At 71.1% G+C, this 24,102-nt stretch carries 23 protein-coding genes and 1 tRNA gene; 9 read left to right on the top strand and 15 right to left on the bottom strand.

The genetic code is table 11. The features are described 5' to 3' along the window. Nucleotides 1–10 precede the first annotated feature (10 nt). On the bottom strand, nt 11–892 hold the full coding sequence (locus E1165_RS11335; RefSeq protein ID WP_132390525.1) for an LLM class flavin-dependent oxidoreductase: 882 nt from the start codon (nt 890–892) through the stop codon (nt 11–13). Nucleotides 893–976: 84 nt separating this feature from the next. Between E1165_RS11335 and E1165_RS11330 the strand changes: the two genes are divergently transcribed. Both E1165_RS11330 and E1165_RS11325 read left to right on the top strand, forming a co-directional pair. After that, nucleotides 977–1,297, top strand: a complete 321-nt coding sequence (locus E1165_RS11330; protein WP_132390523.1) for a PadR family transcriptional regulator — start codon at nt 977–979, stop codon at nt 1,295–1,297. 56 nt (nt 1,298–1,353) lie between these two features. Further along, nucleotides 1,354–1,599 carry a hypothetical protein gene (locus tag E1165_RS11325; protein WP_132390521.1) on the top strand — a complete coding sequence of 82 codons (246 nt, stop codon included), beginning with the start codon at nt 1,354–1,356 and terminating at the stop codon, nt 1,597–1,599. Nucleotides 1,600–1,752: 153 nt separating this feature from the next. Here the strand turns inward: E1165_RS11325 and E1165_RS11320 are convergent, their stop codons facing one another. After that, a complete protein-coding gene (locus tag E1165_RS11320) occupies nt 1,753–2,181 on the bottom strand; it encodes a GNAT family N-acetyltransferase (RefSeq protein WP_132390519.1) in 429 nt (142 codons plus the stop codon). Between the two features lie 312 nt (nt 2,182–2,493). Next, a complete protein-coding gene (locus E1165_RS11315; protein ID WP_207916836.1) occupies nt 2,494–2,778 on the bottom strand; it encodes a hypothetical protein in 285 nt (94 codons plus the stop codon). Between the two features lie 339 nt (nt 2,779–3,117). Here E1165_RS11315 and E1165_RS11310 point away from each other — a divergent pair, with 339 nt between their 5' ends. After that, nucleotides 3,118–3,477, top strand: coding sequence for a VOC family protein (locus E1165_RS11310; protein WP_132390517.1), 360 nt, complete (start codon nt 3,118–3,120; stop codon nt 3,475–3,477). A 397-nt stretch (nt 3,478–3,874) separates the two neighbouring features. On the opposite strand, the gene E1165_RS11300 is transcribed toward E1165_RS11310, so the two are convergent. Further along, a tRNA-Gly gene (locus E1165_RS11300) sits at nt 3,875–3,948 on the bottom strand. A gap of 231 nt (nt 3,949–4,179) precedes the next feature. On the opposite strand from E1165_RS11300, the gene E1165_RS11295 reads away from it, so the two are divergent. Further along, entirely contained in the window at nt 4,180–5,181 is a 1,002-nt protein-coding gene (locus E1165_RS11295) for a zinc metalloprotease (RefSeq protein WP_132390515.1), read from the top strand. A 59-nt stretch (nt 5,182–5,240) separates the two neighbouring features. On the opposite strand, the gene E1165_RS11290 is transcribed toward E1165_RS11295, so the two are convergent. Next, on the bottom strand, nt 5,241–5,807 hold the full coding sequence (locus E1165_RS11290; protein WP_132390513.1) for a pyridoxamine 5'-phosphate oxidase family protein: 567 nt from the start codon (nt 5,805–5,807) through the stop codon (nt 5,241–5,243). 78 nt (nt 5,808–5,885) lie between these two features. On the opposite strand from E1165_RS11290, the gene dcd reads away from it, so the two are divergent. Continuing rightward, nucleotides 5,886–6,464, top strand: coding sequence for a dCTP deaminase (gene dcd, locus E1165_RS11285; protein WP_132390511.1), 579 nt, complete (start codon nt 5,886–5,888; stop codon nt 6,462–6,464). A gap of 36 nt (nt 6,465–6,500) precedes the next feature. On the opposite strand, the gene E1165_RS11280 is transcribed toward dcd, so the two are convergent. The 6 genes from E1165_RS11280 to E1165_RS11255 form a co-directional block, all read right to left on the bottom strand. Beyond that, a complete protein-coding gene (locus tag E1165_RS11280; protein ID WP_243704712.1) occupies nt 6,501–7,478 on the bottom strand; it encodes an NlpC/P60 family protein in 978 nt (325 codons plus the stop codon). Between the two features lie 184 nt (nt 7,479–7,662). After that, nucleotides 7,663–8,679, bottom strand: coding sequence for an NlpC/P60 family protein (locus E1165_RS11275; protein WP_371687330.1), 1,017 nt, complete (start codon nt 8,677–8,679; stop codon nt 7,663–7,665). A 161-nt stretch (nt 8,680–8,840) separates the two neighbouring features. Next, nucleotides 8,841–9,845: a hemolysin family protein gene (locus tag E1165_RS11270; protein WP_132390505.1), complete on the bottom strand. Its 1,005-nt coding sequence runs from the start codon at nt 9,843–9,845 to the stop codon at nt 8,841–8,843. Next, nucleotides 9,838–11,157, bottom strand: coding sequence for a hemolysin family protein (locus tag E1165_RS11265; RefSeq protein ID WP_207916834.1), 1,320 nt, complete (start codon nt 11,155–11,157; stop codon nt 9,838–9,840). Before E1165_RS11265 ends, E1165_RS11270 begins: the two co-directional genes overlap by 8 nt. A gap of 116 nt (nt 11,158–11,273) precedes the next feature. Beyond that, nucleotides 11,274–13,472, bottom strand: coding sequence for a (Fe-S)-binding protein (locus tag E1165_RS11260; protein ID WP_132390503.1), 2,199 nt, complete (start codon nt 13,470–13,472; stop codon nt 11,274–11,276). 284 nt (nt 13,473–13,756) lie between these two features. Further along, entirely contained in the window at nt 13,757–14,020 is a 264-nt protein-coding gene (locus E1165_RS11255) for a cell division protein CrgA (RefSeq protein WP_132390501.1), read from the bottom strand. Between the two features lie 230 nt (nt 14,021–14,250). On the opposite strand from E1165_RS11255, the gene E1165_RS11250 reads away from it, so the two are divergent. From E1165_RS11250 to E1165_RS11235, 4 genes are read left to right on the top strand one after another with little or no spacing between them, the layout of a single operon-like run. Continuing rightward, a complete protein-coding gene (locus E1165_RS11250; RefSeq protein WP_132390499.1) occupies nt 14,251–15,057 on the top strand; it encodes a DUF881 domain-containing protein in 807 nt (268 codons plus the stop codon). Next, a complete protein-coding gene (locus E1165_RS11245; RefSeq protein ID WP_132390497.1) occupies nt 15,054–16,394 on the top strand; it encodes a class E sortase in 1,341 nt (446 codons plus the stop codon). The genes E1165_RS11250 and E1165_RS11245 overlap by 4 nt, the downstream gene beginning before the upstream one ends. A 5-nt stretch (nt 16,395–16,399) precedes the next feature. Further along, entirely contained in the window at nt 16,400–16,687 is a 288-nt protein-coding gene (locus E1165_RS11240) for a hypothetical protein (RefSeq protein WP_132390495.1), read from the top strand. Nucleotides 16,688–16,691: 4 nt separating this feature from the next. Next, the gene (locus E1165_RS11235; protein ID WP_132390493.1) at nt 16,692–17,342 is read left to right on the top strand and encodes an aminodeoxychorismate/anthranilate synthase component II; all 651 of its coding nucleotides are present in this window, start codon (nt 16,692–16,694) and stop codon (nt 17,340–17,342) included. A 332-nt stretch (nt 17,343–17,674) separates the two neighbouring features. Here E1165_RS11235 and pknB read toward each other — a convergent pair whose 3' ends face one another. From pknB to E1165_RS11215, 4 genes are read right to left on the bottom strand one after another with little or no spacing between them, the layout of a single operon-like run. Further along, on the bottom strand, nt 17,675–19,486 hold the full coding sequence (pknB, locus tag E1165_RS11230) for a Stk1 family PASTA domain-containing Ser/Thr kinase (protein ID WP_132390491.1): 1,812 nt from the start codon (nt 19,484–19,486) through the stop codon (nt 17,675–17,677). Further along, entirely contained in the window at nt 19,483–20,889 is a 1,407-nt protein-coding gene (locus tag E1165_RS11225; RefSeq protein WP_132390489.1) for a serine/threonine-protein kinase, read from the bottom strand. The genes pknB and E1165_RS11225 overlap by 4 nt, the downstream gene beginning before the upstream one ends. Before the next feature lies 1 nt (nt 20,890). Beyond that, complete coding sequence (locus E1165_RS11220) at nt 20,891–22,396, bottom strand: penicillin-binding protein 2 (protein ID WP_132390487.1); 1,506 nt, start codon at nt 22,394–22,396, stop codon at nt 20,891–20,893. Next, on the bottom strand, nt 22,393–23,886 hold the full coding sequence (locus tag E1165_RS11215; protein WP_132390485.1) for an FtsW/RodA/SpoVE family cell cycle protein: 1,494 nt from the start codon (nt 23,884–23,886) through the stop codon (nt 22,393–22,395). The genes E1165_RS11220 and E1165_RS11215 overlap by 4 nt, the downstream gene beginning before the upstream one ends. Nucleotides 23,887–24,102 lie beyond the last annotated feature (216 nt).

The raw sequence follows: 24,102 nt of genomic DNA, 5'->3' as shown, positions 1-24,102 counted from the left end.
GTGCCCCCGCTCAGGCCGCCCGCAGCTCCGGCAGCAGTCGGGTCGCGACGTCGGCCAGCACCGTCTCGTCCCCGGCGTACCAACTGCTGGCCCGGGGCCAGTGGGTGATCACGTCGGTGAAGCCGAGGGCCGCCGCTCGGGCGACCTGCTCGGCAAAGAGGTCGGCGCTGCTCAGTGAGAAGACCGGCGCCGAGTCCAGGGAGAGGTACCGGTCGAGGGTGGCCGGGTCCCGACCGGCCGCCACCAGAATGCTGTCGAGGCGGGCGCAGAGTCCGCCGACGCCGTCCCACCAGCTCGTCAGGTCGTCCCCGCCGGTGCCGGTGGTGACCCAGCCCTGGCCGAAGCGGGCGGCCAGCCGCATCGAGCGCGGCCCGTTCGCGGCCACCACGAACGGCACCCGGGGCTGCTGCACGCAGCCGGGGTTGTTGCGGGCGTCCACCGCGCTGAACCAGTCGCCCCGCCAGGTGGTGCCGTCCTCGCGCAGGATCAGGTCGAGCAGTTCGGTGAACTCGCCGAAGCGGTCCACCCGCTGCCGGGGCGGCAGGGTCTCGCCGCCCAGCACGGCGGAGTCGAACCCGATGCCGCCCGCGCCGAGCCCGAGCAGCACCCGGCCGGCGGAGATGTCGTCGAGGGTGGTGATCTGCCGGGCGAACGCGGCCGGGTGCCGGAAGTTGGGTGAGGCGACCAGGGTGCCGAGCCGGATCCGTGCGGTCACCGTCGCGGCGGCGGTCAGCGTGGCCATGGAGTCGAACCAGGGGCCGTCGACCAGGTCGCGCCAGCCGAGGTGGTCGTACGTCCAGGCGTGGTCGAAGCCCCACTGCTCCACCTGCCGCCACCGGCGCTGCGCCTCCGTCCAGCGCTGGTCGGGCAGGATCACGATGCCAATCCGCATGGCCGCCAGGGTATGGCCGGCACGGTTCCGGCGCGTACCCGGTCCCCTATGCATCGATCATCTGTATATGACGGCGTGGCCGCGATGCGCGAACCGACGTTCCTCATCCTGACCGTGCTCGCCGGTGGCCCCCGGCACGGCTACGGCATCGTGCGAGACGTCGCCGCCCTCTCCGAGCAACGGGTCACGCTGCGGCCCGGCACCCTCTACACGGCGCTGGACCGGCTCACCGCCGAAGGGCTGGTCGAGCCCGACCGGGAGGAGACAGTGGACGGGCGGCGCCGGCGCTACTACCGGCTGACCACCGCCGGGCACCACGCGCTGACCACCGAAGCCGCCCGGATGCATCAGCTCGTCAACGCCGCCGAGACCCGACTGCGCGCACTCCGTCCGCGTACCACCTGATCCGCCACCCGCCGATCGCCCAACCGGCCGCCGCACCGGTGAAGACCCTCACCGGGGTGACACTCTTCCTCTGGTCGGCGCCCATCCTGCTTGCCCTTCCGCTGATGGCCGCCCACCATCGCCACGAGCGGCACGCCCAGTGGCACCCGTTCTGGGAGTGGCTGGGCGACCCGGTCTACTCGCTGTTCTTCCTGGTCGGCGCGGTCAGTGCGGTGGTCGGTCTCGCCCTGGCCCTGCTGCCCCGACCCGACGCCGACCCGGTGCCCACCCTCGCCGCCGGCTGCTGTAGGCGACCAAAGTGACTTCGCGCAGATCGCGTCGTCCGACGGCGCGATCGACTCGACCAACGCCCGGATCTCACTCAGCACCGGGGCATCCTGTCAGGACCGTCCGACGTGCCGTGGCCGGGAACCGTGGCGCACGTCCCCACGGTGTCGGCGTGCGGTTCCGTGATCTCACCCGTGCAGCGGCTTGACCCAGCGCGACCATTCGGCCTGCCGTTCGTACCCACAGGCCCGCCAGGCACGGTGCGCCGGCTCGTTGTCGTCCAGCACCATGGCGTCGGCCCGGCCGCCACCCAACCGCCGGAACCGTTCCTCGGCCGCGTCGATCAACGTACGACCGATGCCCTTGCGTCGGTGTGACGGCGCGACGGCGAGCCGGTAGAGGTGGCAGCGCCACCCATCCCACCCGGCGATGACACTGCCGACCAGCACCGGCCCCTCCTCGGCCAGGAGCAGGGCATCGGAATCACGGGCGATGAGCGCCGCGACGGCCGACCGGTCGTCGGAGGGCCGTTGGGCGTTCTCGGCGGCGACCTGCCAGAAGGCAAGGACGGCGGGGATGTCTGCTGCGGTCGCTGACCGCACGGTCAGAAGGGACATGATCGAAGGCTATCCGGGGGAGTGCGTCGACCACGCCGGAGGTCTTCCACCAGTTCCACCGACGCCGCAGCGCCCTGCACGGGGCAAGGCGCCTCTGGCATCATGACGCGGTCGACGGCTCCTGCGTCGGGCCCACCGAGATGTCGACCGACGAAGGCCCTTGCTGGGACTGCCTGTCCTGTCCAGGGCCTCGATCGTGGAGCGGGTGACGGGAACCGAACCCGCACTCAGCTTGGGACCGCACCAGATCGGGCCGGGGGCACTGCGCTGAGCACCGTTGGCAGGGCCTCACTGGCCCGGTTTGGCCCTGCGTCACACAGCTTCATGGCCAGTGGATGGCCCGGCAGGTGGTTCCGACCGGCGGTGCTTCTCACGTTCGTGCAACCGTCGTACCCGACGCCGGTACTGCCCGGCATATGAGCGTTGGGCGTCATCAAGCGCCTGCGCCTCTGGGTCCGCCATGGCTTCGTAGTACGAGACCTCGGCGAGGTCGTGATCCTGCTCGATCAGGCGGCCGAGAGTTGCCGCGTCGGCGGCGAGGGGAGTTCTTTCCGCTGCCTGCTCCCGCCAGATGTGGCCGCTCGGGTCGTCGTGCATAGGTGGATGCTAGGGCCTGACCGGTCACTTACGAGATCAAGATGGGCGACCCGACGAGGGGTGCCCCAATGGCCTCCTAGCAGCGGAATCACCTCTCGGCACCCCTCCCACTCCCCCGCTGTCCCTGGCCTCTCGCGGACCAGATGCGGACCGCACGTCCCTGGCGGGCCACCCGTCATTCCGGGTCATCGATCCCGTCCATACTGGGGTCCTCCTCGTCGGGCGACGTTGTGATTACCTGGTCCCATGCGTTGACGATGGCTGCGGCCTGCCGCTCGCTACAGGCCAAGCCACTCGTTGGTCTTACCTCGTGACCGACGACCGCTCAGGAGACTTCTGATGATCTCGATTCAACCCATCGTTTGCACGCCCGACCTGCCCCGCCTGCGCACCTTCTACGAGACGGTGCTCGGCGCGACCCAGGCCCTCCGCGTACCCGACGAGGGCCCGGAATTCTATGTCGAGCTGCGGATCGGCGAGACCGTGCTCGGCCTCGTGCAGGTGGATGACACCCAGATCGACGCACCGGTCCGAATCATCCTCAGCGCCGACGTCCCAGACGTCGACGCACTGCTGCCCACCGTCGAGTCGGCCGGCGGCACCGTGCCGGGACAGCCCAACGACATGCCGTGGGGCCAGCGGGTCGCGCACGTGCTCGACCCCGACGGCAACAGGCTCAACCTGACCAGGTGGCTCTAGCTCCGTAGCCGGCCTCGACCCGCATGCGGGGCTATAAGCGGGGCCAGACGCAGAGCCGGATGCGACGGTCGGCCGCACCCACGTGTGACGCCCGAACCGTGTCGTGTCCTGGCATGAGAGCGGGCCTCGCCCTGGTGTCGGTGGCCGCCCGAGTCGCGCTGGCTCGGACGAGAGTGCCGAGGGAGTCAGCTCGCGCCGAGGGCCCGCACCTCGTCCAGGTACGAGACGGCCTCCGGTTCCTTCGGGTACCGCTCCTGCAGCAAGGTAGCTAGTTCCTTCGAGCACATGAGCAGAGACGGGAGGGACCTGCGACCTCCCTCAAGCGCCCGGCGCAAGAAGCGGTAGCAACGATCAAGGCCCCAGCCAGGAAATCTGCCCTGAGCTGGGGCCTTCGCGTTGGAGCGGGTGACGGGAATCGAACCCGCACTGTCAGCTTGGGAAGCTGATGTTCTGCCATTGAACTACACCCGCAGGCGGCACCACTGTACCTGAGGTCACCGGTGTCGTGCATCCAGGTGCCCCGGCGCGTCCATCGGACCCCATCGTGATGACGCAAGCACCGAACGTATGCAGATGTGTAAAAGTTTCTCAGCGGTAACAAGGCGGCCATTCTCAAACCTTTCAATCGGTTGTAACGTCCCCCTCACGTTTCGACCACGACGTGACATACCCCCTGTCACGTCGCGAGAAAGAGGTGGGCCCATGGGACTCCGTCCCGCCCTGCTGACCCGGCGTACCACCGGTGTCGCATCGACGACCCTCGCGTTGCTGCTGAGCGCCGCCACCGTGGGTGTCGTCCCCGCTGCTTCGGCCTTCTCCGCCGCCCCCGCCGCCGACGTCGTCTGCGAGGAACCGACCGACACGCACTCCGACGCGCGGCTCAAGCCCGGTGGCATTGCGAAGCACGAGCCCAACGAACTGACCGCCGTCCAGGTACGGGAGCGCGAGGCCGACCTCGCCACCGCGCTGCGCGAGCGGGCCCGGTTCCGGCTCGGCCCGCAGTCCGCCAGCCAGGCCTCCACGCTCGCCGCCGTGAACGTCCCGGTCGTCGTGCACGTCATCCAGGAGAACAGCACCCGGGCCGGTGGCAACATCCCGGACTCGATGATCAACTCTCAGATCAAGGTGCTCAACGAGAGCTTCAGCGGCACCACCGGCGGCGCGGCCACCGCCTTCAGCTTCACCCTTCAGAAGATCAACCGGGTGACCCGGCCGGCGTGGTACCCGATCATCCAGGGTTCCTCCGCCGAGCGGCAGATGAAGACCCAGCTGCGCACCGGCGGCAAGAACACCCTCAACATCTACCTGGCCGAGCTGAGCAACGACCTGCTCGGCTGGGCCACCTTCCCGAAGCGCAGCCTCGACCCGATGGACGGCGTCGTGGTGCTGAACGAGTCGCTGCCGGGTGGTTCGGCCACCAACTACAACCTGGGCGACACCGGCACCCACGAGGTGGGTCACTGGATGAACCTCTACCACACCTTCCAGGGTGGTTGCTCCACCACGAACGACGGCGTCGCCGACACCCCGGCGGAGCGCGACCCGGCGCAGGGCTGCCCGGCCGGTCAGGACACCTGCCCGGCCGAGGGCCTCGACCCGATCACCAACTTCATGGACTACAGCTACGACTCGTGCATGTACCAGTTCACCGCTGGGCAGGCCAGCCGCATGCTGACCGCGTGGAACGCGTACCGCGCGGCCTGACCCCCGCAGTGGCCGGTGCCGGCTCCGTCTCGTGACGGGGCCGGCACCGGCGTTTCCGGTCAGGCCGCGGTGCGCCGGGTGTCGAAGCCGTGCCGGCCGCCGCGCCGGGCCGGCCGCTGGTCCGGTACGCCTGCGGCGTCGCCGCCGTGGGCGGGCCGGGCGTCGAGCCAGACCTGCACGGCCGGCCGCCCCGCGCCCTCGCCGGGCTGGACGAGCCCGCCCGGCCCGCGCCGGGTCAGCATCGCCACGTCGACGTCGAACTCGAAGAGCCGCCAGTCCACCTGCGGGGCAGCCCGGCCCACGCGGGCGATCCGGGCCACCTGGGCCGGGTCGGAGACGGGACGCGCCCGGCCGGCGAGGTACGCCTCGTCGTCGCTCTCCTCCGGTGGGAAGGAGTGCAGCGCATAGCGGCCGTCGCGTTCGAGGTCGCGTCGCTTGGGCGAGTCGACCACGAAGCAGAAGAGCCCCTCGTCGGTGATCACCGGACAGACCGGGTGCACCCGGGGACCGCCGTCGGCGCGGACGGTGGCCAGGTAGCCGAAGCCTGGCCCGTACTGCTGGAGGAGAAGGCGGATCCCGTCGGCGAGTCGGGGCTCGTCGGTGGCGAATGCGGACCAGGAAGCCATGCCGACATTCTATCGAACACGTGTACGAACACGTAGTCCGACACGCAGGTCACCCGACCCGCTCGATATGGTGTGCCGATGCTGCTCTCCGACCGCGACCTGGTCTCCGAGATCAAGTCGGGCACGCTCGCGCTGGAGCCGTTCGAGCCCGCGCTGGTGCAACCGTCCAGCATCGACGTCCGCCTGGACAAGCTGTTCCGGGTCTTCAACAACCACCTCTACACCCACATCGACCCCGCAGAGCAGCAGGACGACCTCACCTCGATGGTCGAGGTGCCGGAGGGCCAGCCCTTCGTGCTGCACCCGGGTGAGTTCGTGCTCGCCTCCACGCTCGAGGTGATCTCGTTGGGCGACCAGCTCGCCGGCCGGCTGGAGGGCAAGTCGAGCCTGGGCCGGCTGGGTCTGCTCACCCACTCCACGGCCGGCTTCATCGACCCGGGCTTCTCCGGCCACGTCACGCTGGAGCTGTCCAACGTGGCGAACCTGCCGATCACCCTCTGGCCGGGCATGAAGATCGGCCAACTCTGCATCTTCCGCCTGTCGTCGCCGGCCGAACATCCGTACGGGTCGGAGGTCTACGGTTCGCGCTACCAGGGCCAGCGGGGGCCGACCCCGAGCCGGTCCTGGCAGAACTGGCGTACCTGGCCGATCCGCTGAGGCCGGGCCCCGCGAGCGGGGCGCCCGGCACCCGCGTCAGCGTGGCCGTCCGTAGCTGTGGACCGGGCCGTCGTCGATCCGCTTCATCCGCACCGGCATCCCCGCCCGGGAGGCGTGCACCACCCAGCCGCCACCGACGTACATCCCCACGTGGTGCAGGTCGGCGTGGTAGAAGACCAGATCACCGGGGCGCAGGCCGGCCCGGCTGACCCCGGCCGTGAGTCGCCGCTGCTGCCGGGCGTTGTGCGGCAGCCGGATCCCCGCCTTCGCCCAGGCCGCGAGCGTCAGACCGGAGCAGTCGTACGCGTTCGGGCCCTCGGCGCCCCAGACGTACGGCTTGCCGATCTGGGCGCAGGCGAACCGCACCGCCACCCCGGCCGGACCGCCCGGGTAGGCAGCCGGGCAGGGGGCGGGACGCAGCGGGCCGCCGCCACCGCGGCCGTACGCCCGCGACCGGAGCCGCTGGAGCCGGTCGATCCCGGCGTCGATCTGCTTTCTCCGGGCGGCGAGCCGGGCCTCGGCACGGCCCAGTTGGGCCACCATCTCTTCCAGCGTCGCCTTCTTCGCGGCGAGGTCGTCACGCAGGTCCCGCACGGCGCGCACCTCACGCTGCCGCCGGTGGGCGAAACGATCGAGCAGTTCGAGCTGGCCCACCAGTTCGCCGGGAGACGCGCTGCCGAGCAGGGCGTTGACCACGGCGAAGCTCTCCCCCTTGTACGCCTGGGCGGCGAGCCCGGAGATCTGGTTCACTGCCTGGTCGACCTGGCGTTGCAGCGGCGCGATCCGCCGGGCCAGCGCGTCGGCCTGCCGGCGTCTGGCGGCCAACTCCTGCCGGGTCGCGTTGTGCTGCTCGATGAGCGGTTCGAGGATGTTCCAGTCCCGGTCGATCTGCCGTTCGAGATCGGCGACCGTGGGATCGGCGTGGGCCGCGGTGGTGCCACCGGCCAGGACGACGGCGACGCCGGTGAGGGCGGCGAGGACGGTGGTGAAGCGGGACCAGCGTGGGCGCGGCACGACCGTACACCGGGTGACCGGGGTCGACCGGGGCGACGGCGGGCGCGGGGCATGGTGTGCCACCCGGCCACCCTAGAGACGCCAGTAATCGCCTCGCAACCATCCGTGACCGGACACGCCGGAGCCGGATACGGCGAACCCCCGACCGGAGCCGGCCGGGGGTCCGCTACAGCGCGGGGGCGGGTCAGCCCGGCCGGCGGAAACCGGCGACCGGCATGTGGTTGATGTTGGCCACCTGGACCGGCTTGCCTGCGCGTGGCGCGTGCACCATCAGGTCGCCGCCCAGGAAGAGGCCGACGTGGTGCAGGTCACTGAAGAAGAAGACCAGGTCACCGGGGCGTGCCTCGGACCGCGGGATGGCCCTGCCCTCGTTCCACTGGGCACCGGTGAAGTGGGTCAGGGAGATGCCGGCGGCCCTGTAGGCGAACTGGGTGAGGCCGGAGCAGTCGAACGAGTTCGGGCCGGTGGCACCCCAGACGTACGGGTCACCGACCTGCTGGCAGGCCACCCGGATCGCGGTCCGTGCGGCGCTGCTCACCACGCCGTTGATGGTCGGGCAGCCGTCGACCTTCACGGTGGTCTTCGGCATGGCGGCCTGGAGCCGCTTGATCTCCGCGTTGATCTGGTTCTTCTTGGCGGCCAGTTCCTTCTCCTGCTTGACCTCCAAGGCGATCAGCGCGTCGAGCTTCTGCTTCTCGGCGTCGAACTTCGCCCGCGCGTCGATGACGACCTGGAGATCCCTGCGCTCCTGCGCGGCGAGCCGGTCCAGGTAGGTCAGCTGCTCGGTGAGGGTGTCCGGCTTCGCGCTGACCAGCAGGGCGCCGATCTCCTGCGAGGGGCCGGTCATGTAGTAACGGGAGGCCATGTCGCCGACCCGGTTGAGAGCCAGCTCGGTCTGCAGGGCCAGCGGCTCGATCTTCTTCTGTAGTTCCTCCGCCTTCTTGCGGTCCTGCTTGAGCTGCGCCCGGACCTTGTTGTACTGCTCGATGGTCGGTTCGAGCTGCTCCCACTGCTTGTCGATCGCCGCCTCGATCTCCTCGGGCGAGGGCGCGGCGTGCGCCGGCGCGACGAGCATCCCGGCGCCGACGACCACCGCGGCGACCACGGTGATCAGGCGGCGGACAGCGCGGCGCAGACCGGCCCGACGAGCAGGCGGCCGACCCTGGACGTGACGATGGAGGGGCATGGTTGCCACCGGCACCGACTCCTTTGCAACCGACCGCCGGGCGCCTCACTGAGGGGAAGACGGAGGCAGACGACCCACAGCGGCCGGTGCAACATTAGGGAAAGCGGGCAGCGGAATCAAGGCGGCCTTCGGTCATTTCACATCTACGCGATCGCCCGCGCACAACCCGTAGTTCACTATTTTCCAACTACGGCCGTCAATACATCGTCCAATGTCACCACGCCGAGGGGGCGGCGGCCATCGCTCACCAGCACCATGTGCCGCCGCTCGCGCCGCATCGCCAGCAGCAGGTCGGCCAGGGTACGGTCCGGCGGCACCACGGCCAGCGGCCGGTAGACGCCGGCGGGAACCGGGGCCCGACGGGCCGCCCCGGAGCAGCCGAGCACGTCCTTGACGTGTACGAAACCGAGCACCCGCCGGGTGGTCCGCTGCACCACCGGAAAGCGCGACCGGCCGGTACGGGTGGCCAACACCTCCAGTGAGGCCGGTGACACGTCCTCGGCCACGGTGGTCACCGTCGACCAGGGTTGCAGCGCGTCGGCGGCCGTCCGGGCATGCAGGGCCAGCGCACCGGTGATCCGGGCGTGCTCCTCGGCGTCCAGCAACCCCTCGGTACGCGCCTGCGACACCAGCCCGGCCAGCTCCTCCGCGGTGAAGACGGTCTTCACCGCCTCAATCGCCTCGATCCGCCACAGCCACAACACCTGCCGGGCCGCCCACTTCATGGCCAGCAGCAGCGGCTTGGTGGCCAGGCAGAACGCCAGCATGGCCGGTCCCAGCCAGAGCGCGCACGGCTCCGGCCCGGCCAGGGTGATGTTCTTCGGGACCATCTCGCCGACCACGGTGTGCAGGAACACCACCACGGCCAGCGCGATCAGGAACGAGACCGGGTGCACCGCCCCGTCGGGCAGCCCCACCCCGTGGAAAGCCGGCTCCAGCAGGTGCGCCAGCGCCGGCTCGGCGATCGCGCCGAGCCCCAGCGAGCAGACCGTGATGCCGAGCTGCGCCCCGGCGATCATCAGCGGGATCTGGTTCATCGCCGCCAGCGCCCAGCGGGCCCGTCGGGAGGTCGTGGCCAGCGGCTCGACCACCGTACGACGGGACGCGATCAGCGCGAACTCGCTGCCCACGAAGAACGCGTTGCCGAGCAGCAGCACCACGGCGACCAGCAGCTCAGTCATCACCCTCCGGCTCCTCGGGACGCAGCACCCGGACCTGCTCGATCCGGTGCCGCTCGACCTCGACCACGGTGAACTCGTAGCCGGTCTCGTCGACGGTCTCGCCGGGCACCGGGATGCGTCCCAGCCGGGCCATCAGGAACCCGGCAAGGGTCTCGTACGGGCCCTCGGGCAGCCGGAAGCCGGTCTGCTCGACCAGCTCGTCCGCCCGCAACACCCCGTCGACGAGGACGGTCCGTTCGCCGCCCGGCACGGTCAGGCCGGTCGCGTGCGCGTCGTCCACGGCGGCCGGGTCGAACTCGTCGGCGATCTCCCCGACCAGTTCCTCGACCAGGTCCTCCACGGTCACCACACCGTCGGTGCCGCCGTACTCGTCGACCACGATGGCCAGGTCGGCACCGGCGTCCTTCAGCGCGGCCAGCACCCCGTCGAGGTCGAGGCTCTCCGGGACGTACACCGGTTCCCGGGCGACCGCCGCGACGGTGGTCGACGCCCGGCGGGCCAGCGGCACGCCCAGCGCGTCCGGCACCCCGGCGACGCCGGTGACCACATCCAGGGTCTCCTCGTAGACCGGGAAGCGGGTCCGGCCGGTCTGTCGGGACAGGTCGAGCAGCTCGGCGACCGTGGCGGTGGCCCGCAGGGCGATCACGTCGACCCGCGGTGTCATCGCCTCCGCGGCCCGCTTGTCGCCGAAGCGGATGGTCCGCCGCAGCAGCATCGCGGTGTCCGGCGGCAACGCTCCGGCGCGGGCCGAGATGGCCGCCAGCAGCCCCAGTTCCTCCGGGGAACGGGCGCTGGCCAGTTCCTCCTGCGGTTCGACGCCGAGCTGGCGGACCAGCCGGTTCGCCGAGTTGTTCAACGTGTCGATCAGCCAGCCGAAGGCGCGGGAAAAGGCGCGCATCGGCCCGGCGGTGGCCAGCGCGGCCGGCATCGGCCGGGCCAGCGCGAGATTCTTCGGCACCAGCTCGCCGAAGAGCATCGAGATCAGGGTGGCCAGCGCCAGCGCGAGCAGCGGGCTGAACCGCTCCGCCCCGCCCAACGGGCCGAGCAGCGGGGCGACGAGCCGGGCCAGCGCCGGCTCGGCGAGGTAGCCGGTGAGCAGCGCGGTGAGGGTGATGCCGAGCTGCGCGCCGGAGAGCTGGAAGGAGAGTTCACGCAGCGCCCGGCGTACGGTGGCGGCGCTGGCGTCCCCGGCGTCGGCGCGTCGGTCGATCTCGGCGCGGTCGACGGTGACCAGGGCGAACTCGGCCGCGACGAAGAACGCGTTGCCGGCGGTCAGCAGCACGAAGCCGACCAGGGGCAGCAGCGTGGTCATCAGCAGGCCGTCGATGTGCGCGATTGTTCCACGGGCCCGCCCCCGGCACGAGTACGGCGGCGGCACCCTCCGTGGGTGCCGCCGCCGTCGTGGTTGCGGTGTTCTCCGGTACGACCTCAGCCGGCGACCGGTTCGGTCTCCTTGTGGCCCGCCGTGCTGTCCGGCTTGACCGAGCGGAGCAGCACGTTGGCCACGTCGACGACCTCGACCTGCTCACCGGCGCCCTTGCCGTTGACCCCGTCGTTGAGCATCGTCGAGCAGAACGGGCAGCCGACCGCCACGGTCTTCACGCCGGTGGACATGGCCTCCTCGACCCGGTCCACGTTGATCCGCTTGCCGACCTTCTCCTCCATCCACATCCGGGCGCCGCCGGCGCCGCAGCAGAAGGAGCGCTCGCTGTTGCGCGGCATCTCGGTCAGCTCGCCGGAGACGGCGGCGCCCAGCACCTCGCGTGGCGGGGCGAAGACCCGGTTGTGCCGGCCCAGGTAGCAGGGGTCGTGGTAGGTGACGCCGCCGTCGACCGGCTGGACCGGGGTGAGCTTGCCGGTGGCCACCAGATGGGCCAGGAGTTGGGTGTGGTGGACTACCTCGAACTCGCCACCGAGCTGCCCGTACTCGTTGCCGAGGGTGTTGAAGCAGTGCGGGCAGGTGGCCACGATCTTGCGCTTGGCCTTCTCCCGACCCTCGAACGCCTCGTTGAGGGTCTCGACGTTCTGCTGGGCGAGCATCTGGAAGACGAACTCGTTGCCGATCCGGCGCGCCGGGTCACCCGAGCAGGTCTCGCCCTCGCCGAGGATGGCGAAGGAGACGCCGGCCTCGTTGAGCAGGGTGGCGACCGCCCGGGTGGTCTTCTTGGCCCGGTCCTCGAACGCGCCGGCGCAGCCGACCCAGAAGAGGTACTCGAAGTCGTCGACCTCGCCGACCCGCGGCACCTCGAAGTCGAGGCCCTTGGTCCAGTCCTCGCGGGTGTTCTGCGGGGCGCCCCACGGGTTGCCCTTGTTCTCCAGGTTGCGGAGCATCACGCCGGCCTCGGACGGGAAGCTCGACTCGATCAGCACCTGGTAGCGCCGCATGTCGACGATGTGGTCGACGTGCTCGATGTCGACGGGGCACTGCTCGACGCAGGCGCCGCAGGTGGTGCAGGACCAGAGCACGTCCGGGTCGATGACGCCGCCTTCCTCGGCGGTGCCGACCAGCGGCTTGTCGGCCTCGGCGAGGGCCAGCACGTCCACGTGGGCGAGCTGCGCCGCGGTGGCCTTCTCCTCGCCGGTCAGGTCCTTGCCGCCACCGGCCAGCAGGTACGGCGCCTTGGCGTACGCGTGGTCGCGCAGGCTGAGCACGAGCAGCTTCGGCGACAGCGGCTTGCCGGTGTTCCAGGCGGGGCACTGGGACTGGCAGCGGCCGCACTCGGTGCAGGTGCTGAAGTCGAGCAGGCCCTTCCAGGTGAACTGCTCGACCTGGGCGACACCGAACTGGTCCTTCTCCGGGTCGGCCTCCTCGAAGTCCAGCGGCTTGCCCTGGCTGGTCATCGGCCGCAGCGCGCCGAGGCCGGAGCCGGCCGGCTTCTGCGGGTCCCGCTTGAAGAAGATGTTGGGGAACGCCAGGAAGCGGTGCCAGGCGACACCCATGGTGACGTTCAGGGCGATCACGATGAGCCAGGTCATCGAGATGGCGATCTTGACGAGGGCGGCGATGCTGACACCGGCCTCCGAGGCCGGCAGCAGCGCGCCCACGGCGTGGCTGACCGGGGTGGCCCAGACCGGGTACTCGAAGTGGTCGGTGGCGACCTTGAAGCCCCGGATCACGAAGCCCATGATCAGCACCGAGAGCACGACACCCTCGACGAAGTAGCCCTGCCACATGGTCGAGCCGGTGAACCGGGAGCGCCCACCCGGCCGGGTGGGCCGGTTGCGGACGCGAATGGCGATCAGCACCAGGATGCCGACCGTGCCGAGGATCGCGATCAGCTCGGTGACCAGGCCGTAGACCGTCAGGCCGCCGATCAGCGGGAGGCCGCCGGTCGGGGAGACGACCTCGAAGTACGCCTCCAGCACCAGCAGCGACAGCACGATGAAGCCGACCATCACGAACCAGTGCGCGGCGCCCACCACGCTCCACTTCAGCATGCGGGTGTGACCGGCGGTCTCCACCAGCATGGCCTTGGTGCGGGCGCCCCTGTCGGTGAACCGCTCCGGCGCGGGTTGCCCCTGGCGGATGACTGCCACCATCTTCATGACCGCGCGAACCGCAAGCCACACCGCCACGGCGGTGATGGCGGCCGCGAGGATCGTGGTGACGATCTGGACGCTGCCCATCGAGTTGGCCTCCCGGTCTGCTGCCTGTCGAGCGGCTTCGGCGACCGGGACCGGATCAGGGCGGAAACGGCGTGACGCCGCTGCCGCACCCTCGACCGGACCGGCCGATGACCTCGCTCCGCTCGGTCATGCAGTGCAGCCTACGCGCAAGGTTACCCAGCAGTAACGTGAGACTTCTCGCACCTGGCCACGCCGCCCTGCGCACACCATAGGCTGCCCGACCTGCCGGCGCAGGACGGGGTTGCGGGACAGTGACGGGGGTCGTGCCGGGCGGGACGCCGCCGTCAGCGCCAGCGGGAGAGCAGGATCAACGAGGCGACCATCCCGCCGAAGCCGACGGCCAGGTTCCAGTAGCCCCAGGAGGCGACCGGGTACTCCTGCTCGGAGAGGTAGTAGACCACCAGCCAGCCGATGCCGGCCACGATCAACGCGACCGCCGTGACCGGCAGCCACACCGGGCTAGGCTTGCGCGTCGTCGCCGTCGCCGTCGGACGCACGTCCGTCGGCGGGGTGTACACCTTCTTCTTGCGGACCTGAGACTTGGGCACGACGCTCTCCAGAGGGGTGACGACCTCGTCCGGCCTGACAACCGGGCGCGGGGGCGACGGTCCATGGCCAATAATGTTCGACAGCTAGCGTAGTCCGGACAGGCCGTCTGATCCACGAATGGGGTCGGACCGGTGCGCGGAGTGACCGAAAAGCACGGGATTGCTCCGGAAGGGCAGGCCGACCCGCGTCGCGGCGGGGCACAAACCAGACGAGTCGGAGGGAACGCTCGGTGGAGTACACATCCGGCGCGGCGTCCTGGCAGAAGGCCATGCGGCGGGCCGTCGCCGCGTTCCTGCCACGGCGCCCGCGTCAGCGGCGGCCCGGCTGGTCGATCGGGGTGCCGTTGATCGCCGTCGCGGCCGGGCTGCTGTTCACCACCAGCGCCACCACCGCCGACGGCACCGCCCTGCGGGAGGACCGGCGCCCGGAGCTGACCCAGCTCATCGAGGACCGTCGCGAACGGGTCGCGTCGAGCGAGCTGCGTGCCGCCCGGTTGCGCGCCGAGGTGGAGGACCGGACGGCCGCCCTGGCCGACACCGACGGCCCGATCTCCGCCGAGCGGGCCCGGGCCCGGGCCTCCGAACAGGCCGCCGGTTTCACCGCCCTCACCGGTTCCGGCGTGACCGTCGAACTCAACGACGCCCCGGGCCGCTCCGACGGCACCCTGCCCAAAGGTGCCACCAACGACGACCTGGTCGTCCACCAGGGTGACGTCCAGGCGGTCGTGAACGCGCTGTGGGCCGGCGGTGCGGAGGCGATGTCAATCATGAACGTCCGCGTGCTTTCCACCAGCGCGGTACGCTGCGTCGGTAACACCCTGCTGCTGCACGGCCGGGTGTACTCCCCACCGTTCAAGATCGTAGCAATCGGTGATCCCGCCAGTCTCCAACGGGCTCTCGCCGACTCGCAGGGAGTCCAGGTGTTCAAGCAGGCGGTCGACCACTGGCAGCTCGGTTACACCGAGACGGTCTCCACGGTCACCGTGCCCGCGTTCGAGGACTCGACCGCGTTGCGGTCGGCGACGGTGCCGCGATGACCTCCGACGGTCCGGATCCGCGTCGCAACGACCGGGGTGACGACGCGACGGCGTTCATCCCGAAGGTCGACACCTCTGCGTCGTCGAACCCGACCCGTCCCGGCGCCGCCGGCCCGTGGCCCGACCCGGTGCCTCCGGCGCGTTCGCCGGCCAACCAGCCGCCGACGCGCACCGCGCCGCCCATTGACGGAATCCCCGGCAGCCACCCCACCGACGCGCCCACGCACGGCATGACGGCCCGGCCGGCACCACCCGCCTGGCCGGGTTCCGGTCCGGCGGTGCCACCGCCCCCGCCCGGGGTACGCCCGCAGTCCGCCACGGAGGCGCCGACCACGTTCCTCCCCCGCCTGGGCGACCGCGCGCCCCAGCGGCCCACCACCGGCCCCGACGACGGGCGCCACGCCCGGCCGGTCCCGGCCGACGACCGTCCCGACCCGGCCGCCACCGCCATCATCCCGGCGGTGACCGGCCGTCCCCCGCTGGACTCGACAGCGCTGATGGGCGCGGTACCCTCGGCCCCTCCGCGTGAGGGCACACCTGGCGACACCCCCGCCGAGCCGCCGCAACCGCGCCGGGGCGAGCGGGTGGTGCGGCTCCGCCCGGAGCAGACCGGCGAGGGCTACCGCAGCGTGTACTCCGAGCTGACCCGGCCCTCCTTCGGCTCCCGGCTGCGCACCGGGGCCAGGATCACCGGCGAGTTGCTGATCACGTTCGGCCTGGTTGTGCTCCTCTTCGCCGGGTACGAGATCTGGGGCAAGTCGGCCATCGTCGACGCCCACCAGGGCGACCTGAGCAGCCAACTCGCCCAGGAGTGGGGGCCCGGCGGCGACCCGACGGTGGCCCCGCCGACCGGTGGGCCGACGCCCAAGCCGAAGCCGCCGGTCGAGGGCAAACCGCTGGCCGGGCTCTACATCCCGAAACTCGACAAGAACTGGGTCGTGGTCGAGGGCGTCAGCCAGAAGGACATCCGGTACGCCCCGGGCCACTACCCGAAGAGTGCCATGCCGGGCGAGGTGGGCAACTTCTCCGTCGCCGGGCACCGCAACCGGGCCACCTTCTGGCGGCTGGACGAGCTGACCGACGGCGACGAGATCGTGGTCGAGACCAAGAGCAACTGGTACGTCTACAAGGTGGTCGAGAGCCGCATCGTCCGGCCGGACCAGGTCGAGGTGGTGTCCGCGCAGCCGTTGCCGCTCAACGGCGGCAAGCCGAAGCGGCTGCTCACCCTGACCACCTGCAACCCGAAGTTCGACAACTACCAGCGTCTGATCGTGCACGCCGAGCTGGCGGAGACCATGGCCAAGTCCAAGGGCCGGCCGAAGGTGCTGGGGGGCTGACGGCCGTGTACGCCTGGATCTGGCGCAAGTTGCCCTTCGGCCTGGCCGGCAAGCTCATCGGCTCGCTGCTGATCGCCGCCGCCACGGTCGCCCTGCTCTGGTACGTCGTCTTCCCCTGGGCGGAGCCGCTGGTCACGCCCTTCGACGACGTCCAGGTCACCCAGAACGACCAGGGCGTGCCCGGCAGTGACCGCGGACCCAACCCGGCCGGCGAGGAGAACCCCGGCGACGAGCACGAGCTGCCGTACGACACGGAACGGAACAACACCCCACCCCCCTCTCCGAACGAGTGAGCCCATGCGTGTCCTGGTCATCGACAACTACGACTCGTTCGTGTTCAACCTCGTGCAGTACCTCGGCCAACTCGGGGTCGACTGCGAGGTCCGCCGGAACGACGAGATCGACGTCGCCGACGTCGGCCACCTCGACGTGGCCGGGATCCTGCTCTCCCCCGGACCGGGCAGCCCGGACCGGGCCGGCATCTGCCTGGACGTGATCCGGCGGTACGCCGGCGAGCTGCCGATCTTCGGCGTCTGCCTCGGCCACCAGGCCATCGGGGAGGCGTTCGGGGCGACCGTGGCACGAGCTCCCGAGTTGCTGCACGGCAAGACCTCGGAGGTCCGCCACCACGACGTCGGGGTGCTCGCCGGCCTGCCCGACCCGTTCACCGCGACCCGCTACCACTCGCTCGCCGTACTTCCGGAGACGCTCCCCGCCGAGCTGGAGGTCACCGGCTGGACGGGTTCGGGCGTGGTGATGGCGATGCGGCACCGGACGCTGCGGATCGAGGGCGTGCAGTTCCACCCGGAGTCGGTGCTCACCGAGGGCGGCCACCTGATGCTGGCGAACTGGCTGGCGACGTGCGGTCACCCGGAGGCGCTGGAACGCGCCCCGGAGCTCGCTGCCGAGGTGGACGCCCGCCGGCGGGCCGCCTTCGCCGCCATCTGACACCCGTCACCCCCGGTGACGAGCACCGCCGGGGCGACGGGCACGCCTGCGACCACGTCGAGGCCGACATCCGCCCACATGCCGCCCGACCGGGGTTGGTGGGTTCGCTTCGGCTCTTGGGTACGTAGACGAGTCGCTCGATGTGGTCTCGGGCGTGATCCATTTGTGTACTCAAGTGCGGTAGTCGGTGGATCCTGGCTCTGCGGCCTGTCGAGGCGGGCAGGGTCGGTGGTCCCGTCCGGGCTGCGCCTCAATTCGTCGATCGAGGGACGCCCCCACGTCAAGTCGCGTCACCGCCGCCGACCTCGTCGCCACGTACTGGACCGAATGGGTCAGCCGCCGGTGCGGCGGACCGAAGAGTCGGGGGGGAAGAGCACCCCGCCGCCACCGCCCTCGCCCGGAGTCGGGGAAGACGTCGGTGTCGGGGTCGGCGACTGCGAGGAGGGATCCGGCGTGGGCTCGGGAACGCTCACCACGATCGTGACCGTACTGTTCCGGGTGCGCTTGTTGCCGGCCCTCGGATCCTGGCTGAGAACCTTCCCGGCCTCGGCCGCCGGCACCTCGTCACCGAGGTCGACGGCCACCTTGAAGCCGGCGTTCTGCAACGTCCGGGTCGCCTCCGCCTGGCTGAGGCCGACGACGTTCGGCACCTCGCGGACGTTGCCCCTGGAGACGGTCAGGGTCACCTGGGTGCCCTCCGGCACCCGCTGACCCTCGGCCGGGGAGACGTCGATGACGATCTCCTCAGGCTCGTCGCTGTCCTTCTCGACGATCTTGACGTCGAACTTCTCCGCCTTCAGCCGGGCCTCGGCGCTGTCGACCTTGCTGCCCTCCAGCCCGTCCGGGATGGTCACCTCGGGCTTGCCGCCGCAGACGTTGACCGTCACCTGGCTGTTGGGCTCGATCGCACCGCCCGGCTTCGGGTTCTGGTCGGCTACGGTGCCCTTCTTGCAGGTGGAGTTGAACACCTGCTCGCCGGCCACCGGCACCAGGCCGGCCTTCTGGATCTCCGCGAAGGCCGTCGCCTGGTCCTTGCCGGCGAGGTCCGGCACCGAGACCCGCTTCGGGTCGTCGGGCTGCATCAGCAGGGCCGCCACCAACGCGATCACCGCCAGCACACCCAGCGCCGCGAACGCCGCGATCGCCCACGAGGAGCGGCGCCGGCGCTGCGGGTCACCGACCCGGGCCGGGATCTGCCGGGTGGGTGGGGCACCGACCACCTGGGTCGGGTACCCGGCGCCGGCCTGCGCCAGCTGCGCCGTCTCGTCCTGCGGCAGTACCGGGGTGGCCAGCACCGGACGGCCGGCGGCGGCCCGGAGCAGGTCCGCCCGCATCTCGCCGGCGCTCTGGTAACGGTTCAACGGGTTCTTCGACAGCGCCTTCAACACGATGGCGTCGACCGCCGGGTTGACGTCCGGGTTGATGTCGCTCGGCGTCGGCGGGGCCTCCCGCACATGCTGGTACGCGACGCTGACCGGGCTGTCACCGACGAACGGCGGGTGCCCGCAGAGCAACTCGAAGAGCACACAGCCGGCGGCGTACACGTCGGAACGGGCGTCGACGGACTCACCGCGCGCCTGCTCCGGGGAGAGGTACTGGGCGGTGCCGATGACCGCGCTGGTCTGGGTCATCGTGGTGGCGCCGCTGGCCAGGGCCCGGGCGATGCCGAAGTCCATCACCTTGACCTGGCCGGTCTGGGTGAGCATCACGTTGCCGGGCTTGATGTCCCGGTGGATGATTCCGTGCCGGTGGCTGAACTCCAGCGCCGCGCACATGTCGGCGCAGATCTCCAACGCCCGACGCGGCTGGAGCCGACCCTCGACGCCGAGGACCTCCTTCAGCGTCCGGCCGTTGACGAACTCCATGACGATGAACGGGAGGGTCTCGCCGGTCGGCGCGGTCTCCTCGCCCGTGTCGTAGACGGCGACGATCGCCGGATGGTTCAGTGACGCGGCGTTCTGCGCCTCCCGGCGGAACCGCATCTGGAAGGTGGCGTCTCGCGCCAGGTCGGCCCGGAGCATCTTGATCGCGACGTCCCGGCCCAGCCGGAGGTCACGTCCGCGGTGCACCTCCGCCATGCCGCCGTAGCCGAGCAGCTCGCCGACCTGGTACCTGCCACCGAGCAGGCGGGCCTGGGCTGTCATCGCGTTCGTCGTCCTTCGCTCGTCGTCGTCTCGCCGCCACCCGGTGGAAGCCATACCATCCGACGGTACGACGTCTCAGCCACATCGTCGCGTCCGTCGGCACTCAGCGCGCCGGATGTCACGCCGGGCGTGCCGGGTTGACCGAGCGGCAGGCCCATCCGCGCCCTGTAGGTAACCACGCCGGAGCAGACCAGAACCAGTACGGCCAGCAGAATGGCGACGGTCACCGTGCCGGACCTGGAGCGGCGTACCGGAACGGGGCTGGGGACCGGCTGCCGGGCGTACCCGACGGGACGGTCGGAGCGGATCGGGGCCGACGGCACCGCCGCGGCGCCGCGCGGGGCCATCGGCGACCCGGCCGGGGCCGACGGACGCTGCGCCACCGCGGGCGGCTGCGGCTGCCGGGCGGTGACCACCGGGCGGGCCTGGCCGGCCGGCGGCGGGCCATGCTGCTGGGCCAGCGCGGGCGGACGCTGCCCCTGCTGCCGGGAAGCGGCCGGCACCTGGGCACGCGCCACCGGGCCGGCGGGAGAGGCCGGCACGGCCGAGACCGGACGGGCGGACCCGCCGTTGCGCCCCTGCTGGGAGAGGGCGGCCTTCGCCTGCCGGGCCACCGAGGCCAGCGCGGCGGCGCTCGGCCAGCGGTGCGCCGGATCCTTCGCCAGCGCCCGCTCGACGATCGCCTTCACCTGGGGTGGGATGTCGCCGGGCAGCGGCCGGGGAGTGTCCCGGACGTGCTTCATGGCGATCTCCAGGGGGTTGTCCCCCTCGAAGGGGCGCCGACCGGCCAGGCACTGGTACGCGACGACGCCGAGGGCGTACACGTCGGAGGCGGGCGTGGCCACCGCGCCGCTGGCCTGCTCCGGCGAGATGTACGAGGCGGTGCCGAGCACCGAGCCGGCGGCGGTGAGCTGGCCGACAAGGTCGGAGCGGGCGATGCCGAAGTCGGTCAGCACCAGCGTCCCGTTCGGCCGGACGAGCAGGTTGCCGGGCTTCACGTCGCGGTGCACGATGCCCTTCTCGTGGGCCGCGTGCAGCGCGTCGGCGGCCTGGGCGACCAGGGCCATGGTCCGGGCCGGGGTGAGCCGGCCGTGCCGGCTCAGCGTCGCCGAGAGGGGATCGCCCTCGACGTACTCCATCACCAGGAAGGCGATGTGCTGGTCGTTGCCGAAGTCGTAGACGTCGACGACTCCCGGGTGGTTGATGGTGGCCATGGTCCGCGCCTCGCCGCGGAACCGCTCGGCGAAGCCCGGCTCGTCCAGCAGCGCCGGGAGCAGGCTCTTCACCGCCACCGTCCGGCCGAGCACCTGGTCGGTGCCGCGCCAGACGTCACCCATGCCACCGCTGGCGATCCGCTCGTCGAGACGGTAGCGGTTGCCGAGCTGGACGCCGGGAGAGAGCATGTCAGCGGCTCCCGGAGTCGGCGGCGGCGGCCTGCATGATCCGACCGGCGATCCGGGCGGCCTCGGCGCTGCCGCCGCTGCCCGCCTCCTCCAGCATCACGCAGACCGCGGAGATTGGGGTGCCGTTGCGGTCGAGCGCGAAGCCGATGAACCAGCCGTGGTCGGGGGTGTTCGGCCCCGACTGGGCGGTGCCGGTCTTGCCGCCGACGGTGTAGCCGTTGAACTTCGCTTTCCGGCCGGTGCCGTTCTCCACCACGGAGACCATCATGTCCCGCAGGTCCGACGCGACCTGGCCGCTGACCGGCCGGCGCAGCTCCTGAGGATCGGCGTTGTAGTAGCTGGTGGTGCGGTCCGGGCCGAGGAGCTGCTTGACCAGGTACGGACGCATCTGCGTACCGTCGTTGGCAACGGTCGCGGCGATCAGCGCGCCCTCCACCGGGGTCATCTTGACGTCCCGCTGCCCGATCGAGGACTGGGCCAGCGCCGCCGGGTCCGTCTCACCGCCCGGTGCCTGCATGGCGCCGGTGCGGCTGGGCGCCACGGTCAGGCCGTCCTCGCCGAGCTGGCCGACGGTCAGGTCCTCCTGCTCGAAGCCGAACTGGCGGGCCTTCTCCTTGAGCTTGTCGGCGCCGAGCCGGACGCCGAGCTGGGCGAAGCCGGTGTTGCACGACTCGGTGACCGCGTCCATCAGAGTGACCTGGGACTCGGGGCAGATCGACGCGGCGGCGTTGCGGATCGGGGTGCCGGAGGTCGGTGGCGTCCAGCTCGAGCCGGCCGGGATCTGCGTGTCCTTGGTGATCCCGTTCTCCAGGGCCGCCGCCGCCACCACGATCTTGAAGGTGGAGCCGGGCGGCAGGGTCTCCGCCAGTGCCCGGTTCGCCAGCGGCCGTTCCGGGTCGGCCTCCAGCTTGTTGTACGCGGCGCTGGCCGCCCCGGTGTCGTGGCTCGCCAACGGGTTCGGGTCGAAGCTGGGCATCGAGACGAGCGCCTGCACCGCTCCGGTACGCGGGTCGATGGCGATCGCCGCGCCCTTCTTCGCCCCGAGCTCGTTGTTCCGCAGTTGGTCGTACGCGGTGTCCTGGGCGCGCTTGGAGAGGGTGAGCAGCACGTTGCCGCCACCCGTCTCGTCCCCGGTGAACATGTCCTTGATCCGGTTGGCGATCAACGCGTCGCTGGTGCCGGCGAGGAAGTCGTTCTCGATCCGTTCGATGCCGGTGTCGGCGAGGTTGACCGGCTTGTAGCCGAGCACGTGCGCGTACTTCGCCCCACCGGGGTAGGTGCGCTGGTACTTCAGCTCGCCGCTGGTCTCCTTGCTGGTGGCGAAGGCGGTGCCCCCGGCCTCGATGTTGCCGCGCCGGCGCTCGTACTCGGCCACCTGGACGCGACCGTTGTAGTCGCTGTTGCGGTACTCGTCGGCCTTGTAGGCCTGGATCCAGTTCAGGTTGGCGAAGAGCAGGCCGAACAGGACCATGACGACGACGCCGACGCGACGCAGGGGCGCGTTCACGGGCGGATCACCTCCGTGGGGGCGCCGTGCAGCTGCTCCGGTGGGCCGCCGCCGGGGCGGGCCGCGGGGCCTCGGGCCTGCGTCACCGGGCGGCGCGCGGCGTCGGAGACCCGGAGCAGCACGGCGATGAGCAGCCAGTTGGCCATCAGCGACGAGCCACCGGCGGAGAGGAACGGCGTGGTCTGCCCGGTCAGCGGGATGAGCTTGCTGATCCCGCCGACGATCACGAAGACCTGGAGCCCGAGGGTGAAGGCGAGACCGCCGGCCAGCAGCTTGCCGAACGAGTCCCGGACCGCCAGGGCCGCCCGCAGCCCCCGCTCGACGATCAGCAGGTAGATCACCAGTAGCGCGGAGAGGCCGAAGAGCCCGATCTCCTCGCCGATGCCCGCGAAGATGAAGTCGTTCGACACCTCGGGCAGCAGGCCGGGCTGGCCGTCGCCCGGCCCGGCGCCGAACAGGCCCCCGGTGCCGAGCGCGAGCAGCCCCTGCACGAGCTGGTAGCCCCGGTCGTGCGGCTCGGCGAACGGGTCCAGCCAGATCTCGGCCCGGTCGTAGAAGTTCGCGAACGGTCCACCGATCGTGCTGCCGAGCACGTAGGCGAGGTAGGCCCCGCCGAAGAAGAGGACCAGACCGATCAGCAGCCAACTGACCCGCTCGGTGGCGATGTACAGGGTCACCACGAACATGCCGAAGTACAGCAGCGAGGTGCCCAGGTCCTTCTCGAAGACCAGCACCAGGAGGCTGATCAGCCAGACCACGACCACCGGGCCGAGATCCCGGCCACGCGGGAAGTCAATGCCGAGGATCCGGCGGCTGGCCAGCGAGAGCACCTCGCGCTTGCGGACCAGGTAGTAGGCGAAGAAGGTCAGCAGCGCCAGCTTCGCGAACTCACCGGGCTGGATCGAGAAACTGTCGCCGAACTTGATCCACAGCTTGGCACCGTTCTGTTCGGAGAACCGGCCGGGCAGCACCGCCGGGATCATCACCAGCACGATGCCGGCCAGGCCCAGGGTGTACGCGTACCGGGAGACGGCTCGGTGGTCGCGCACCAGGGCGAGCAGCCCGGCGGCCAGCACCACCGAGGCGAGCGTCCAGGCGAGCTGACGACCGCCGGTGCCGGCAAAGATGGCCAGGGTCTCCCGTTCGGCCGGGGCCGCCTTGGCCAGGTCGAGCCGGCGCAGGAAGCCCACACCGAGACCGTTGAGCAGCGCCACCGCCGGCAGCAGCACCGGGTCGGCGAACGGCGCGAGGAAGCGGACAACCAGGTGCATGCCGAGGAAGAGCACGGTCAGCACCGCGGCCGGCATCCAGAAGTCGGGGGTGACCGTGTCGAGCATGTTCGCCTCGACGATCGCCCCGTACGCCGCCACCAGCACCATGGCCAGCAGCAGCAGGGACAGCTCGGAGTTGCGGCGGGACCGGGCCAGGCGTACGCCGGGCTGCTCGCCCGTCGTGGCGGGCGAGGCTGCCGGTGTGGCCGCTGCGGTCACGAATCTGTCCTCGGGATCTCAGCCGACGTTCACTCGGGCGACCGGCAGCCCGCCGGGTCCACGGCGGGCGGGACGGCGTCGGAGGCCGAGGCATCGGGAGTGGTTGTCGGGGGGGCGGTGGCCGACGGCGTGGTGCCGCCGCCGCCCGGTGTGGCACTCACCGCCACCCGGGGGACCGGTGTGCCGGTGGGCGGGGTGACCGGGGAGGCGGTGACC

It is taken from the genome of Micromonospora sp. KC723 (genome assembly GCF_004348595.1).
Taxonomy (GTDB): Bacteria; Actinomycetota; Actinomycetes; order Mycobacteriales; family Micromonosporaceae; genus Micromonospora.
This window is presented reverse-complemented; position numbering and strand designations above follow the sequence as displayed.